This window comes from Stenotrophomonas sp. X (assembly GCF_055721025.1).
In genome coordinates this window covers 3,558,074-3,573,429 of record NZ_CM146756.1, presented here as the reverse complement: position 1 = coordinate 3,573,429, position 15,356 = coordinate 3,558,074, and the positions used below count along the sequence as shown (strand labels likewise).

The window sequence follows — 15,356 nt, the reverse complement described above, 5'->3', positions numbered from 1 at the left end:
AAATATTAACGTTGGATGAAGCAATGGGCTGATTACGTCTTGCGCTGACCTGTGTCACCAGCTTACGCACCTGCTCCAACGATGGAGCCGGGCCCGTACCTCTCATGGAATCAAGGACGCAACCGATGACTGCTGCAAAGCTCCGCCGTTCGACCGTTTCGCGCCGTTCCTTCCTCCCCTCGCCGCTGGCGTCGGCCATTGTCGGTTCGTTACTGGTGGCCACCGCACTGCCGGTACTGGCCCAGGACAGTGACGACGCCCTGGCCCGTTACCAGCTGCAGCGCAGCCTGCAGTCGGCGTTCGCCGCGCACAGCGGGATGAGCGACTCCGCTCCCGCGATGATCGCTCCCTCGGTAGCGATTCCGGTGGCGGCGCTGGCTCCCAGCGCCGGTGCTTCGGCGGAGCCGGTCATGGGCAAGCCCGGCGACGCTGCGAGCTGGCGTACCAGTGAATTCGAACTCGACTGGGGCCTGGCTGCGATCAATGCCGACGTGGCCTATGCGCGCGGGCTGACCGGTGCGGGCATCCGCCTGGGCGTATTCGACAGTGGCACGGGTCTGGACCATCCGGAATTCGCCGGCAAGGACAACCGCAGCATCCGCATCGCCGATCTGATGGCTGACGGCACGCGCTGCACCAACACCACCGCAGTGCGTGGGCCGGCGGCCTGCTTCGCCAGTGATGGCGATGACGTCCAGATCAGCTATGTCGGGTACAACGCCAACGTGCCCGACAACATCCGCAGGATCATCGAGTCGGGCCCCTATGTGCAGCCGGGGATGCAGTTCGAGATCCATGGCACGCACGTTGCTGGCACCATCGCGGCGAACCGGGACGGAAGCGGCATGCACGGTGTGTCCTTCGGTTCGGACCTGACCGTTGGCCGGCTGTTCTCCGACAGCATCCGCGAGTGGCAGCGCACGGCGACTGGCTACTCGGTCGTGACACTGGGCGCGATCGGCCCGAAAGTCAGCGCCTTCCAGGACCTGTATGCCCAGATGAACGCGCAGGGCGTGCGTGCCATCAACCATAGCTGGGGCCTGGTCACGGAACCGACGACAGCGACGGACATGGACGCGATCTACAACGACCCGGACGACCGCCAGTACCTGAACACCTTTGCCGACGGATCGCGTGCGCGCGGGATGATCCAGGTGTGGGCGGCCGGCAATACCAGTTCGGTCATTCCGACGCCTGCGCAGAGCCCCATCGCCGGCCTCTACGCCACGCTGCCGCGCGCATTCGCCGACATCGAGCCGTACTGGTTGAGCGTGGTCAACGTCGGTACCAATCTGACCCTGAGCAATCGTTCCAACAAGTGCGGCCTGAGTGCCAACTGGTGCCTTGCCGCACCGGGTTCGGACATCGTATCGACCGCCTATGGTGATGATTCCAGCCTGGCCGGCAGCGTCGGCATCGACGCCAACGGCAACGTCAGCCTGGACATCCAGCAGCGCGTGCCTACCTATGGCTATGCGCTGCTGAGTGGAACCTCCATGGCCGCGCCCCACGTCACCGGCGCGCTGGGCCTGCTGTTTGAACGCTTCCCCTATCTGGACAGCGCTCAGGTGCGCGATGTGCTGCTGACCACGACCACCGATCTGGGCGCGCCCGGCATCGACGACATCTACGGTTGGGGCCTGTTGAACCTGGCCAAGGCCATCGAGGGTTACGGTTCGCTGCGCGTGGACACCGACGTGGTGATGAACCAGCGTGCCGGTGGCCTGAAAGTGTGGGAAGGCGATGCCTGGGACAACTGGACCAACGACGTTGGCGGCCCCGGCAAGCTGACCAAGAGCGGCATCGGCTGGCTGCGCTTGAGCGGCGACAACAGCTTCAACGGTGCGCTGGTGCGCGAGGGCGTGCTGGAACTGGATGGCGTCAATACGCTCACCGGAGCGGTGGACGTGGCCGGCGGCAGCTTCCTGCTCAATGGCACGTTGAAGAACACTGCGCTGAACAGCCAGGGGGGCTCCAGCCACATCAACGCACGCGGTGTGCTGGATGGCTCCGACCTGAACGTCAACGGTGGCGTGGTCATCTTCGACGGCGTGCAGCGCGGCGCCCACACCTCGGTGGCCGCGCAGGGGACGTTCGAATTGAACGGAAGGCTGGAAAACAGCGCGTTGACCAGCCTGGGCAACAGCCGTGTGAATGCAGGCGGGGTACTCGCAGGCTCCGACCTGACCGTCAACGGTGGGGTGCTGTCGTTCAACGGCACGCAGACCGGTGGTCACACCCTCGTTGGCCTCAACGGCACGCTGAAGGGCATCGGCCAGCTGGGCGATACCACCGTGGCCGGTATCGTTGCACCGGGCAACTCGATCGGCACGCTGACCATCAACGGCGACTACGTGCAGACCGCCACCGGTGTGTACCAGGCCGAGCTGGCCCCGGGCGGGCACAGTGACCAGTTGCGCGTCACCGGTACCGCCACCCTGGGCGGCACCCTGATCGCCCTGCCGGAAGCGGGCACCTATTACCTGGGTGAGCAGTTCAACTTCATCCGTGCCGACGGCGGAATCCGTGGCCAGTTCGCCACCACCGACTTCAGTGCGTTCTCGCCGTTCCTGAAATTCGGGCTGTCCTATGGCACCGGTGGCGCGCGCATTGAAGTCACCCGTGGCAATCCGCTCGCCAGTGCCGCCAGTACCGACAACCAGCGCGCGGTGGCCACTGTGGCCGACCGGCTGGCGGTCAACCAGGGCCTGCCGCGCCCACTGACCCTGCTGTTCCCTCAACAGGTGGGCGCTGCACTGGACGGCCTCAGCGGCGAGCTGCATGCGGCCACCGCGATGGTCCTGGTCGAGGGCAGCCGCTACGTGCGTGATGCCGCACTGTCGCGCCGCGTCGGTGTACGCGCGCCGGGAGCAGACGGCGACGCCGCCACGGGGGTCTGGGTACAGGCCATCGGTGGCAGCACCACGCTGGACGGCAATGGCAACACCGCACGCACCGAAGCCAACAGCAGCGGCCTGCTGGTAGGCGTGGACCGCGAGATCAACGGCTGGCAGGTGGGCATGCTGGCCGGTACCGGCCGTACCGATGCCAAGCAGCAGGAAGGACGCCGTGCGCGTGCCAAGGTCGACAATACGCACCTGGGGGCCTATGCCAGTCACGACTGGGGCGCCTTCGGCCTGCGGGGTGGCCTGGCCTGGAGCGAGCATGAGGTGAAGAGCACCCGTGAGCTGGCCTTCTCCGGTTACAGCGATACGCTGGCGGCACGCTATGACGGCCGCACCCGCCAGGCGTTCGTCGAGGCGAGCTATCGCTTCGGCGGCCGCGAGGCGGGGCTGGAACCTTACCTGCAGCTCGCACGTGTGGAAGTGGACATGAAGCGCGTCAACGAACGCGGCGGTGCGGCTGCACTGCAGGGTGAGGTGGACGATCTGCGTACCACCGTGGCCACGGCCGGCCTGCGTTTTGACAAGGGCCTGAAGGCTTCGTTCCAGCAGGACAGCTGGCTGCACCTGCGCGGTGGCGTCGGGTACCGCCATGCCAGCGGTGACCGCGACCCGGCGGCCCGCTTCGCCTTTGCCACCGGCAGCGACAGCTTCGTGGTCAGCGGTGCCCCGGTGGCTGACAGGACAGTGGTGGCCGAACTGGGGCTGTCGGCATGGTTGACCACACGCCAGCAGCTGGAGCTGGGCTATAGCGGCCAGTTTGGCGACGAAAGCCGTGACCACAGTGCCAACCTGCGCTGGTCGGTGCGCTTCTAAGCCACCGCTTCCCGCAGGGAAACCAGGAGGGCGGCCGCAGGGCCGCCCTTCTTCGTTGCCGGCCCAGGTGTGGGTTGGCCCGTGCACGCCTACAATGGCGGCCCCCACGCCGTACCGGACCGCCCATGAAGAGCAAGCAGGAAATCGTCGACAACTGGCTGCCGCGCTACACCGGCGTGCCGCTGGACCAGTTCGGCCAGCACATCCTGCTGACCAACTTCGGCGGCTACCTGCACACCTTTTCCGAGCTGACCGGTGCGCCCATCATCGGCCTGGACCGGCCGATGGCCAGCGCCACCATCGATGGCATCACCATGATCAACTTCGGCATGGGCAGCCCCAATGCCGCGATCATCATGGACCTGCTGTCGGCGGTGATGCCCAAGGCGGTACTTTTCCTGGGCAAGTGCGGTGGCCTCAAGCGCAAGAACCAGCTGGGTGACCTGGTGCTGCCGATCGCGGCGATCCGCGGCGAGGGTACGTCGGGCGACTACCTGCCGCCGGAAGTGCCAGCCTTGCCGGCGTTTGCGCTGCAGCGTGCAGTCTCGACCATGATCCGCGACCTCGGCCACGACTACTGGACCGGCACCGTCTACACCACCAACCGCCGGGTCTGGGAGCACGACGAGGCCTTCAAGGAGCGGCTGCGGGCGATGCGCTGCATGGCCATCGACATGGAAACCGCCACGGTGTTCGCGGCCGGTTTCGCCAACCACATTCCCAGTGGCGCGCTGCTGCTGGTCTCGGACCAGCCGATGATCCCCGACGGGGTCAAGACCGAGGCCTCCGATGCCAAGGTCAGCTCCCAGTTCGTGGAAAACCATATCCAGATCGGTATCGAGGCGCTTAAGCTTATCCGGCGCAACGGCAAGTCGGTCCGCCACCTGCGCTTCGATGAATGATGATGATGGCCTGGCGCTGCGCGCCGGCCCTGGGGAGTAGGTCATGGACGTTGCCGCGCAAGTGGTGGATTTCTGGAAAGAAGCGGGCCCTGCGAAGTGGTTCGCCCGCGACGATGCGTTCGACGCGCAGTTCCGCCAGTTGTTCCTGGATGAGCATTTCGCCGCCGCTTCGCGTGGGCGTGAACACTGGCTGGGCAGTGCCGAGGGCGCACTGGCGCTGATGCTGCTGCTGGACCAGTTCCCGCGCAACTGCTTCCGCGGTACTGCCCATTCCTATGCCACCGATGGCCTGGCCCGGCACTACGCCATGCGCGCCATCGAGGAAGGCCTGGACCTGCAGCTGGTGCCGAAGCTGCGCGCCTTCATCTACCTGCCGTTCGAGCACTCCGAGGACCCGTTGGACCAGGACCGTTCGGTGGCGATGTTCGATGTGCTGGGCGACAAGGAATACCTGCAGTACGCCGAGCTGCACCGCGACATCATCCGCCGCTTCGGCCGTTTCCCGCATCGCAACGCCGTGCTGGGGCGCATTCCCTCGCCGGAGGAACTGGACTACCTGGCCGAAGGCGGTTTCGCCGGCTGAAAGAAAGGGGACGGAGGGGATTAAGTCGTTTGTGGCATAAACGACTTAATCCCCTCCGTCCCCTTTTTTTGGGGGCCAGATCCGCTTTCCGCAGGAAAGGGCGCTGACCCCGCGCCGTCAATCAGTACTTCGGCACGCCGTTGTCGACGTCTTCCGACCAGGCGTTGATGCCGCCGGTGACGTTGAACACCTTGGTGAAACCCAGGGCGCGGAACTGCTCGGCGGCCTGCGCGCTGCGGCCACCGTGGTGGCACATGAAGGCCAGTGCAGTGTCCTTCGGCAGGGCTTCCAGCGCGGCACGGCCGTTGCCGTCGAAGGTCCTGAACGGCACGCCGACGGCGGCGATCTCACGTTCGTCGGCGGGGCGCACGTCGACCAGGGTGATGTTGCCGGCACGCACCAGGTCGTCGGCATCGCGCACGCTGATTTCCTGCACCGGCTTGGGCGCATTCGGGTTGTCGATGGCCAGGCCCTTGCCGCGGATGTCGTCCACCCAGTCGATGGTGATGCCGTTGGCGCGACGGGCACTGGCCAGGTCGAACTGCACGCGCAGGCCATTGGACTCGGCAGCGATCGCGCCTTCGTCGTGCGGGGCCAGCTGGAAGTTCGGCTGGAAACCGGCGTCGATGGACAGCTGAAGGGCCGCGCCCGGGGCATCGGCCAGCGCGCCCTTGAGCATTTCCACGGCGGCCGGGGTGACGGTGATGCTCGGCGGGGTACGGTCCGGCGCAGCCAGGCCCAGCACGCTGCTCAGCTCGCCGCTGGCGGCCATCTGCAGCACGATGTCGCTGCCGCCGACCAGTTCGCCGTCGATGTACAGCTGCGGGATGGTCGGCCAGTCGCCATAGGCCTTGATGCCTTCACGGATTTCCTGGTCGGCCAGCACATTGACGTGGGCGAACTCGACGCCCAGGTCCTGCAGGGCGCCCACGGCCTTGGCCGAGAAACCGCACTGCGGCATCGACGGCTGGCCCTTCATGAACAGCACGACGCGGTTGGCGTTGAGGATGGATTCGATGCGCGAACGCAGGGCGGGATCGAGGGACATGGACGTCGGGGTTCCGGGAATTCGAACCATCGATTCTACCCCTCATGGCATCATGGGGGATGAGCAACGCAGGAACATTGCATCGCATTCCGACCCGGCCCTGGCGCTGGCTGCCCTGGCTGGTGGCGTCGCAGCTGCTGGTGATCCTGGTCTGGGTCCTGGCGGGCTGGCCCTGGGGGGTGCCGCTGATGGTGGCCAGCCACGCACTGTTCTTGGTGCCGGTGTTCCTGCCCAACAGTCGCTTCTATGCGCCGGTGCTGAGCCGGTTGCCGGATGCCGGCAACAGCGTCTGGTTGACCATTGATGACGGTCCTGGCCCGGAAACCCGTGCCGTCCTCGACCTGCTGGACCGCCACCAGGCCCATGCCACCTTTTTCCTGGTGGGCGAGCGCGCGCTGGCGCAGCCGGAACTGGTGCAGGAGATCCTGCGCCGCGGCCACGACCTGGGCAACCACAGCCACAGCCATCCGCAGGCGCGCTTCTGGCGGCTGGGCCCGGCGGCGATGCGCGCCGAGATCGAGGGCTGCCAGCACGCGTTGCAGGCGGTAAGCGGTCGCCCGGTGCGCTGGTACCGCTCGGTGGTGGGCATGACCAATCCGTTCGTGGCGCCGGTGCTGCAGCGGCTGGGCCTGGTCCGGGTCGGCTGGAGCGCGCGCGGCTTCGACGGCATCGGTTGCACGGCGCAGGGGGTGCTCGACCGCCTGCTGCCGGATCTGCGACCGGGGGCCATCGTGCTGCTGCATGAGGGAGCCGCCCACGGTCACAACCTGGCGATCATCGAGGGCGTGCTGCAGGCACTGGACGAGCGCGGGCTGAAAGCGCGGCTGCCGGTCCCGTAACGCCGGCCCTGGTGATGTAGAGCAGCCGGGCATGGGCTCGGCTCTACAAGGGGGGCGCTACTGTAGCGCCCGAGCCGATGCTCGGGCGGCGGTGCGCAGCACCGGAAAAACGTCGCAGCGCGGCTCTACAGCGCGGGGCGTTCGGCCACCAGCAACCAGCTGTTGAATGGCGTGCGCCCATGCAGGGGACGCGGCGCCGTCACCTGCAATCCGGCCTCGGCCAGTGTCGCTTGCAGCACGTGCGGGTCGGGGTAATGCCGCGGCCGCATGCCCATCCAGCCGACCAGCCAGGCCAACCGGTCCGCCACCCGCGTGGTGCGGTCGCGACCATCGCCGGTGGCCAGCGGCGTGCGCAGCAGCAGGCGGCCGCCGGCGGCCACCCGCGCGCTGGCCGCACGCAGCAGTGCCAGTTGTGGGCCCGCGTCCAGGTACTGCAGCACATCCAGCAACAGGACGTGTCCGGGCTGCGCCGGCAGTGGCGCCTGCACGTCCAGGCAGTCGAAGCGCACAGCGTGCAGGCCGGTGGCGGCACGCTGGGCACGGGTGATCTTGCTGGCATCCACGTCCACGCCGAGGTAGGGGTGGGTGCCGCCGCGCTGGCGCAGCACATGGGCGAACAGCCCCAACCCGCAGCCCAGGTCCAGCACCGGCTGCCCGTCGTCGCGCAGATGCTGCAGCACGCCGTCATACAACGGGTCGCTGCCGAGCTTGCCGCGGGTGTAGTAGTAGTCGCGACGGCTGCCCCAGGCCCGTGCCGGGCGGAACGCTTCGGCGATCGCGCGGGCCTGCGGGGCGGTCAGCGGTGTGCAGGGCAGGGGCGGGCCGTTCCGTGGCGTACCATCCATCGTGTCAGTCCGTTCCATCGAGCAGGCGTGCGGCGACCGGCAGCGCGCGCGCGCTCCACAATGCGTACATCCGCGCCGACGGGTGCAGGCCGTCTTCGGCGATCATTGCCGGGTTGCCGCCCTGGTCACGGCTGATGTCGGTGATGTCGACGAAGGCCACGCCCTGCTGGGTGCTGATCACCTCGGCAGCTGCGTTGAACTCGTCGGTCTCGATCTCGATGGTGGCCAGGTCGCGGCCGCTGCCGGCACCGAACGGCGTCGCGCCCCAGTCGGGGAAGGACAGCACCAGCACGCGCCCGGGGCGGCCACCGGCAAAGCTGATCGCCCGCTGCAGCAGGGCCTGGAACTGTACGCGGTACTCGTCCAGCGGCCGGCCGCGGTACTGGTTGTTGACGCCGATCAGCAGGCTGACGAAATCGAACGGGCCCTGGGGCGCAGCCGCATCGATGCCGGCGTCCAGCTCGTCGGTGGTCCAGCCGGTGGTGGCGATGGTCTGCGGGTCGGCCAGCGCCACATCCTGCGCACGCAGGGCGGCGGCCAGCTGGTGCGGCCAGCGGCCTTCGACAGCAACGGCTTCTCCGACGGTGTACGAGTCGCCCAGCGCCAGGTAGGACAGCGCCACCGCTCAGGCCACCGAACGGCGCGGCTTCAGCGGCACGACCTTGGTCGCGTCCTCGGCACGCCGGGCCAGCACGCGGTCGATGCGGGCGAACACATCGCGCATCACCGAGGCTTCCGGCAACAGGGTCACGCGGAAATGATGGCGGTAGGGCACGTTGAAGCTGGAACCCGGTACCACCAGCACGCCTTCGTTGTTCATCAGGTCCAGCGCGAAGGTGTGGTCGTCAAAGCCCTTGGCAGCGGCACCGACCACGGCCGGGAACGCATACAGCGCACCGGCCGGCGCGACCAGCGACAGGTGTTCGCTGGCTTCGCAGGCGTCGATCACCGCACGGCGGGTTTCATACAGGCGGCCACCCGGGGTGCACAGTTCGGAGATGGTGTCCGGGCCATTCACTGCGGCCTCGATGGCGTACTGGCCCGGTACGTTGGCGCACAGGCGCAGCGCGCCCAGCAGGTCCAGCGCGGCGCGGAAGTCGCCCAGGCGCGCGTCGTCGCCGCTGAGATGGGCCCAGCCCACGCGCCAGCCGCAGGCACGGTGCACCTTGCTCAGGCCGCTGAAGGTCAGGCACGGATGGTCGCCGGCCAGCGGCGCGACCGGTTGGAACACCGCATCGTCGTACAGGATCTGGTCGTAGATCTCATCGACCAGCAGCAGCAGGTTGTGGCGGCGCGCGATCTCGACCACGCGCTCCAGCAGTTCGCGCGGGTAGCTGGCGCCGCTGGGGTTGTTCGGGTTGATCAGCACGATGGCGCGGGTGCGCGAGGACACCAGCGTCTCGATCTCGCTCGGGTCCGGCTGGAAGCCGTTTTCGGCGGCGCAGCGGTAGTACACCGGTCGGCCATCGTTGAGGATGGTGGAGGCCGACCACAGCGGGTAGTCCGGCGACGGCACCAGCACCTCGTCGCCCGGATTGAGCAGTGCGCGCAGCGACAGGTCGATCAGCTCGCTGACACCGTTGCCGACGAACACGCGGTCCGGGTGTGCATCCGGTGCGCCGCGGCGGGCGTAGTAATCGGCGATGGCTTCACGCGCCACCGGCAGGCCCTGCTGGTGGGTGTACGGGTCGGTGCGGCCCATGTCGTCGGCGATCGCGCGCTGCAGGTGCTCGGGTGCGCGGAAACCGAAGTTGCCCGGGTTGCCGATGTTGAGCTTGATCAGCTTGCGGCCCTGCGCCTCCAGCTCCCGCGCTCGCCGGGCCAGTTCTCCGCGGATTTCGTAGCGCACTTCGGAAAGGCGCTCGCGGATGGCCAGGGGCTTGGGCGAGATGGTGGACATGAGGCTGGGCCGTCAAAAGGCATGGGGATTCCATCCTACCGGAATTGCTGCAGTGCATGGCAATGGCTCCGGGCCTGCTATTGCTGGGCTGGCCGGGGGCCGTCACAGGTAGAATGGCGGCGATGACCCAGACCCCCGATTTCATCGCCCTGCAGACCATCGGCTGGCCTTGGCCGGGCCCGGCGCAGCAGGCCGACTGGCAGGCCGTGATGGCCGCACACCCGCAGGCCCGCCCGGCGCGGGTGATCGAGCAGCACCGGACCCATTACGTGGTGGCCGATGGCCCGGATGCGGCGATCAAGGCCGAGTCACTGCCGGAGTGGCAGCGCCCGCGCTTTCCCAGCCACGAGCGGCCGGCCGTGGGCGACTGGGTGCTGCTGGACGGCATCCGCATCGTTGCGCTGCTGCCGCGTCGCACCGCGATCAAGCGTGGCGCCGCCGGTGAGCACTACCACCAGCAGGTGATCGCAGCGAACATCGATACGGTGTTCATCGTCTGTGGCCTGGATGCCGACTTCAATCCGCGCCGCATCGAGCGCTACCTGCTGCTGGTCGGTGGTGGCGGCGCCGAACCGGTGGTGGTGCTGACCAAGGCCGACCAGACCGAGTACAGCGAGGATGCGCTGGCAGTGCTGGAAGAGCTGGAGATGCAGGGCATCGCGCTGCATGCGATCAACGGCCTGGATGCCGACAGCGTGGCGGTGCTGCGGCCGTGGCTGGGCCCGGGGCGCACGGTGGTGCTGGTGGGCTCCTCCGGTGCCGGCAAATCCACGCTGACCAACACCCTGCTCGGCGAGCAGCGGATGAAGACCAACGCGGTGCGCGCCAACGATTCGCGCGGCCGCCACACCACCACCCATCGCGCGTTGATGCCGCTTCCGACCGGCGCCTGCCTGATCGACACCCCCGGCATGCGCGAGCTGAAACCGACCGGCGAAGAAACGCTGTCCGAAGGTGGCTTCGCCGATATCGAAGCGCTGGCCACGCAGTGCCGTTTCAACGACTGCAAGCATCAGCAGGAACCGGGCTGCGCTGTTCGTGCAGCGATCGACGCTGGCGAGATCGAAGAGAGCCGGCTGCTGAACTACTTCAAGCTGAAGGAAGAAGTGGCTGCCGCTGCCGCCAAGCTGGCGGTGCGCCAGGCCGAGACCGCGCAGGAACGTGGCGGCAAGAAGGGCAAAGGCCAGCAGTTCCGCCCGGCCGCCAAGCCGCGCCGGCGGTAACAGGGCAGCCGAGCGTGGGCTCGGCTCTACAACGGTTGTATCCCGGGACACCTTGTAGCGCCCGAGCCAATGCTCGGGCGGCGGCGCACTGCGCCTGGCACGGCAGGGCGCTATAGTCCGCGCATGGAACCGACCGCGACGCTGGACCGTGAGGTGGCCCACCATGCAGCGCTCGATGCGCGCCTGGTCGAGGCCGTGGGAGGCATCCGCCTGCTGGGGCTGACCAGCTGGCCGGCCACGGTGCAGGTACCGTTCCTGGACAGCGTGGCGCGCGGCCAGCCAGTGCTGCCGAAGGTGGATTACCCTCGGCTGGACTTCAGCGAAGAGCGCCGTGCGCTGGCCGCGATCGCTGCCGACTGCGATGACAGCCACCCGCTGGGCCACTATGTGCAGCAGTCGGCGCAGAGCTGGGACCTGGCCGCGCAGCTGCTGGAAGGGCTGGGCACTGCCGCCGTCGATACCTGTTCGGTGCAGCTGTTCGGCGCGCCCGAGCAGCCACTGCCGGGCAATGGCCCGAGCACGCGCGACGCGGCACGCCACTTCATCCAGATTGCCGCCGAACTGGACCACGAACTGCTGGCACCGGAAGAGCAGGTGCCGGTCTCGGCCATCGCCCTGCAACTGCAGTTGCAGAACGACCTGGATGCGTTCTTCGAATCGCGCATCATCCAGGTGCAGCTGGATCCGGAGCTGGTGTCCAAGGCGGCTGCCGGCCCGACCCGCATCCGCCTGCGTACCAGTGCGCGCTTCAGTGCCTACGACCGCGCGCAGCTGTTCCACCACGAAGCGCTGGTGCATTCGCTGACCGCATTGAACGGCCGCGAACAGCCGGTGCTGCCGAGCCTGGCATTGTCCTCGCCACGGGTGACCGCCACCCAGGAAGGGCTGGCCACCTTCGCCGAGCAGATCACCGGCAGCATCGACATCGAGCGCCTCAAGCGCATCAGCCTGCGTACCGAAGCGATTGCGATGGCACGCGAAGGCGCCGATTTCATCGAAGTGTTCCGCTATTTCTGCGATGCGGGGCAGAACGCAGAGGAGAGTTTCGCCTCGGCACAGCGCGTGTTCCGCGGCGTGCCGCCGAATGGCGGCCTGGCCTTCACCAAGGACACGGTGTACCTGCGCGGCCTGGTGTCGGTGCACACCTTCTTCCGGCACATGCTGGCCGAGGACCGCCTGCAGGTCTGCCGCTGGTTGTTCGCCGGCAAGATGAGCTTGACCGATGCGATCGCGTTCGCGCCGCTGTTCGAGGCGGGGGTGCTGAAGCCTCCGCGCTGGCTGCCGCATTGGGTGAGCCGGGCGAACGGGCTGGCCGGCATGCTGGCGTTCTCGCTGTTCGCCAACCGGATACGGATGGACCAGCTGGCGCCGGAATGATGAAATGCGTTGGCGGTTTGTGGCGTCTTGATTGATATCGGATAGAGCGGGGGGCTTGCGCTGGCCAGGACACGCCGCAAGTACGTCCCTGTAGGCTCGGCCACGGCATCCATGCCGTGGACGGTCCTGGCCAGCGCAAGCCCCCCGCTCTGGACAATTTCCGCGAGACGGCCAGCAATCCACCAGAGGGATTGCGTTTGAAAAGCTTGAAAAGCAAAGCGCCGGGCACTGCCCGGCGCTTTGCTTTTTGCTCTTGCTTTCCATTGCCTCCGTGCCGGCGCAGGGGATTGTTGAGCGAGGTGGGACGGGCCGAGGCAGGACCGTGAGGCGCATGGATGCGCCGACCGAGCCTACATGGACGTACTTGCGGCGTGTCCTGCCTCGGCCCGTCCCACCTCGCCCCGCTGTGGTACCGATGCGCCGCAGCGCAACGCTTTCGACTTAGAACTCCGCCGCCACCGTCATGAACAGCTGCCGCGGTGCGCTCGCATGGATCGCATAGCGCGTGCCCTTCGGATCGGTCGGTGCGAACGAGCTCAGCTGGCCGGCGTAGCGCTTGTTGGTCAGGTTGGTCGCATTCAACGACACCCGAACGTTGCGCAGGCCCAGGCCCGGGCCGAAGTCGTAGCCTGCACCGGCGTCGAAGGTGGTCACGCCCGGTACCGACTGGTCGTTGGTGTAGGTGTAGTAGCGCTTGCCGGTGTACTTGGCGCGCAGGCTGGCGAAGAAGCCATCGCGGTTCCAGCTGATCTCGCTGGAGGCCATGCGCTGCGGCGTATCCACCGTGATCTTGCCGGCCACCGGCACGATCGCGCCGCCCGAGGTGTAGTCATCCTCGTAGGTGGTCTTGTTCCAGGACAGCGCGTTGTACCACTGCAGGCCGTCGATCGGCTTGAGGATGAAGGTCAGTTCCGCGCCGTGGCTCTTCACCGAACCGACGTTGATGAAGCGCGTTACGCACTCCGGACGCGTGCCGACTTCGATGCTGGAACACGGGTTCAGCGACAGCAGGCGGTTGTCGAATTTCACGTTGTAGGCCGCGATCGACGCCTGGTACTTCTCGCCGAAGGTACGGAAGCCGGCTTCCAGGCTCTTGGACTTCTCCGGTTCCAGCCCGGCGCTGGCTGCGAACGATTCCGGCGACACCTGTAACGGGCCACCGCTGCCGCCACCGACGAAGGCGGCGATGTTCTCGGCGTACGAGGCGAACAGTTCATTGTTGGCGTTGAGCTTGAAGCCCAGGCCCACCTGCGGCAGCACCGACTTCTTGGCGGTCAGCGTGCCCGAGGCGATGCTGGTTTCCACGCCCGGCTGGGCGGTGGCGCGCATGCGGGTGTTCGGACTCTTGATGCCTACGTCCACGGTCAGGCGCTGGTCGAGGAAGCGCATGCGGTCCTGCACGTAGAACTGGCGCGTGCGGATGTCGAAGTCCTGGTTGAACAGCAGGCGGTCCGGGTTCTTCAGGTATAGGTCGTCCAGGAACGGGCCGCTGATGTAGTAGAAGTTGCGCGACACGTTATGGTCGTTCTGCTCGTACCACAGGCCGGCCTCCAGTTCGTGGATGCCCACCGTCCACGACAGCGCGGCGGTCAGACCATCGCGGTTGATCGTGTAGTTGGTGCTGCGGATCGAAATCGGCAGCATCCTGTCGGTGCCCGGGTAGGACGGCTGGCCCGGTGCCCACCAGTGGCCCTGGCCACGGTTGTCGTGGTGGTAGGCCAGCAGCTTCAGGCGACCCTGCTCGCCCAGGCGCAGGTCGGCATCGACCGAATACAGGTTGTCGTCGCGCAGTGCACGGCTCTGGTAGTACGCATCGTCGATGCTGTTGACGCCGCCGCTGAACCTGCAGCGCGCCTTGTTGTAGGTGCCCGGCGCGCAGTACGCGGCAGCGACGGCGCGGTCCCAGTCCGGCGCGTAGATGTTCCAGTCATAGCCCAGGCCGCGGGCCAGCATGTCCTTGGACAGGTAGGCGTAGTTGGCCTGGCTGGCGCGCGAGGTCGCCACGAACGCACCGAAACGGTGGTCGCCGACATTCCACACGGCCTTGGCGTTGAACTGGCGGGTGGTCTGGTTCTGGTACGGCGCGGCCCACATGTCCTGGTCCTGGTGCACGCCGGACACATAGGCCGAGAAGCCGTTGAGGTCGCCGGTATCCACGCGCAGGTAGCCACGGCGCTGGTTGTTGTCGCCGACGGTGACGCTGGCACGGCCACCGAATTCAGTGGACGGGTCCATCGAGAAATACTGGATGGTGCCGCCCAGGTTGCTGGTCGAAGCCACGCCCAGCGAACCGATGCCCTGCGACAGCTCGGCACCGGCCAGGTTCTCGGCAATGATCGCGCGGGCAATGCTCAGGCCGTTGTAGTTGCCGTAGCTGTTGTCACCCAGCGGGATGCCGTCCAGCGTATAGCCGAGGCGGCTCTTGTCGAAGCCGCGCAGGCTGATGGTCTGCGATTCTTCGTTCGCGCCGAAGGCATCGTTGGACTGCACCGACACGCCCGGGAGGCGGTCGAGGATTTTCTGGCCACTGGTGCCCGGCGGCAGCACCTGCTTGTCGACGGTGGTGATGCGCTGCACCTGGCGGGTCTCGCCCTGGCCGATCACGGAGACGGTATCCAGCGTCTGCGCGCTCAGCGCGGCATCGGTGCTGGCGCCGGTATCGGCGGCGGTGGCGGCATGGGCGCTGGCGGCGGCGGAGAGCGCGATCGCCACGGCGATCGTCAGGTGTCGGGTCTGCATGGTGGTCCGTTGCATGGGGGGTGGTCACCGGCACGCGTGCGCGGTGCATGGCCACTATGCGAACGGAACATGAAACCTTCTTTACGAGAAACCAACGAACGACGCAGGCCCCCGTGCGTGTCCTGCAACCCGATAGAAAAAGGGGCCGGATCCCCCTCGCGAACGAAGATTCACCGGCCCC

Annotated in this window: 11 protein-coding genes; 6 read left to right on the top strand and 5 right to left on the bottom strand. The window is 67.2% G+C overall.

Going from position 1 to position 15,356, the window contains the following annotated elements; genetic code table 11:
• Positions 1 to 125 precede the first annotated feature (125 nt).
• The 3 genes from ACZ75I_RS16410 (at position 126) to ACZ75I_RS16400 (ending at position 5,204) form a co-directional block, all read left to right on the top strand.
• On the top strand, positions 126 to 3,719 hold the full coding sequence (locus ACZ75I_RS16410) for an autotransporter domain-containing protein (protein ID WP_472958320.1): 3,594 nt from the start codon (positions 126 to 128) through the stop codon (positions 3,717 to 3,719).
• A gap of 125 nt (positions 3,720 to 3,844) precedes the next feature.
• The gene (locus ACZ75I_RS16405) at positions 3,845 to 4,621 is read left to right on the top strand and encodes an AMP nucleosidase (RefSeq protein ID WP_049415280.1); all 777 of its coding nucleotides are present in this window, start codon (positions 3,845 to 3,847) and stop codon (positions 4,619 to 4,621) included.
• Positions 4,622 to 4,664: 43 nt separating this feature from the next.
• Positions 4,665 to 5,204 (top strand): DUF924 family protein, encoded by a 540-nt coding sequence (locus ACZ75I_RS16400; RefSeq protein ID WP_005419210.1) that lies wholly within the window; start codon positions 4,665 to 4,667, stop codon positions 5,202 to 5,204.
• Positions 5,205 to 5,325: 121 nt separating this feature from the next.
• On the opposite strand, the gene grxD is transcribed toward ACZ75I_RS16400, so the two are convergent.
• Entirely contained in the window at positions 5,326 to 6,252 is a 927-nt protein-coding gene (gene grxD / locus ACZ75I_RS16395) for a Grx4 family monothiol glutaredoxin (protein ID WP_180867637.1), read from the bottom strand.
• Positions 6,253 to 6,311: 59 nt separating this feature from the next.
• Here grxD and ACZ75I_RS16390 point away from each other — a divergent pair, with 59 nt between their 5' ends.
• Positions 6,312 to 7,091, top strand: a complete 780-nt coding sequence (locus tag ACZ75I_RS16390) for a polysaccharide deacetylase family protein (RefSeq protein ID WP_472958318.1) — start codon at positions 6,312 to 6,314, stop codon at positions 7,089 to 7,091.
• 125 nt (positions 7,092 to 7,216) lie between these two features.
• On the opposite strand, the gene ACZ75I_RS16385 is transcribed toward ACZ75I_RS16390, so the two are convergent.
• Genes ACZ75I_RS16385 through ACZ75I_RS16375 form a run of 3 tightly spaced genes read right to left on the bottom strand, consistent with a single transcriptional unit; the run spans position 7,217 to position 9,836 of the window.
• On the bottom strand, positions 7,217 to 7,936 hold the full coding sequence (locus ACZ75I_RS16385; protein ID WP_180867633.1) for a class I SAM-dependent methyltransferase: 720 nt from the start codon (positions 7,934 to 7,936) through the stop codon (positions 7,217 to 7,219).
• 4 nt (positions 7,937 to 7,940) lie between these two features.
• Positions 7,941 to 8,558 carry an SGNH/GDSL hydrolase family protein gene (locus ACZ75I_RS16380; RefSeq protein ID WP_472958315.1) on the bottom strand — a complete coding sequence of 206 codons (618 nt, stop codon included), beginning with the start codon at positions 8,556 to 8,558 and terminating at the stop codon, positions 7,941 to 7,943.
• Between the two features lie 3 nt (positions 8,559 to 8,561).
• Positions 8,562 to 9,836: a pyridoxal phosphate-dependent aminotransferase gene (locus tag ACZ75I_RS16375; protein WP_061479586.1), complete on the bottom strand. Its 1,275-nt coding sequence runs from the start codon at positions 9,834 to 9,836 to the stop codon at positions 8,562 to 8,564.
• A gap of 113 nt (positions 9,837 to 9,949) precedes the next feature.
• Between ACZ75I_RS16375 and rsgA the strand changes: the two genes are divergently transcribed.
• A complete protein-coding gene (gene rsgA / locus ACZ75I_RS16370; RefSeq protein WP_472958314.1) occupies positions 9,950 to 11,059 on the top strand; it encodes a ribosome small subunit-dependent GTPase A in 1,110 nt (369 codons plus the stop codon).
• Positions 11,060 to 11,182: 123 nt separating this feature from the next.
• Entirely contained in the window at positions 11,183 to 12,436 is a 1,254-nt protein-coding gene (locus ACZ75I_RS16365) for a flavohemoglobin expression-modulating QEGLA motif protein (protein WP_472958313.1), read from the top strand.
• Positions 12,437 to 12,877: 441 nt separating this feature from the next.
• Here the strand turns inward: ACZ75I_RS16365 and ACZ75I_RS16360 are convergent, their stop codons facing one another.
• Entirely contained in the window at positions 12,878 to 15,175 is a 2,298-nt protein-coding gene (locus ACZ75I_RS16360) for a TonB-dependent receptor (protein WP_472958311.1), read from the bottom strand.
• Positions 15,176 to 15,356 lie beyond the last annotated feature (181 nt).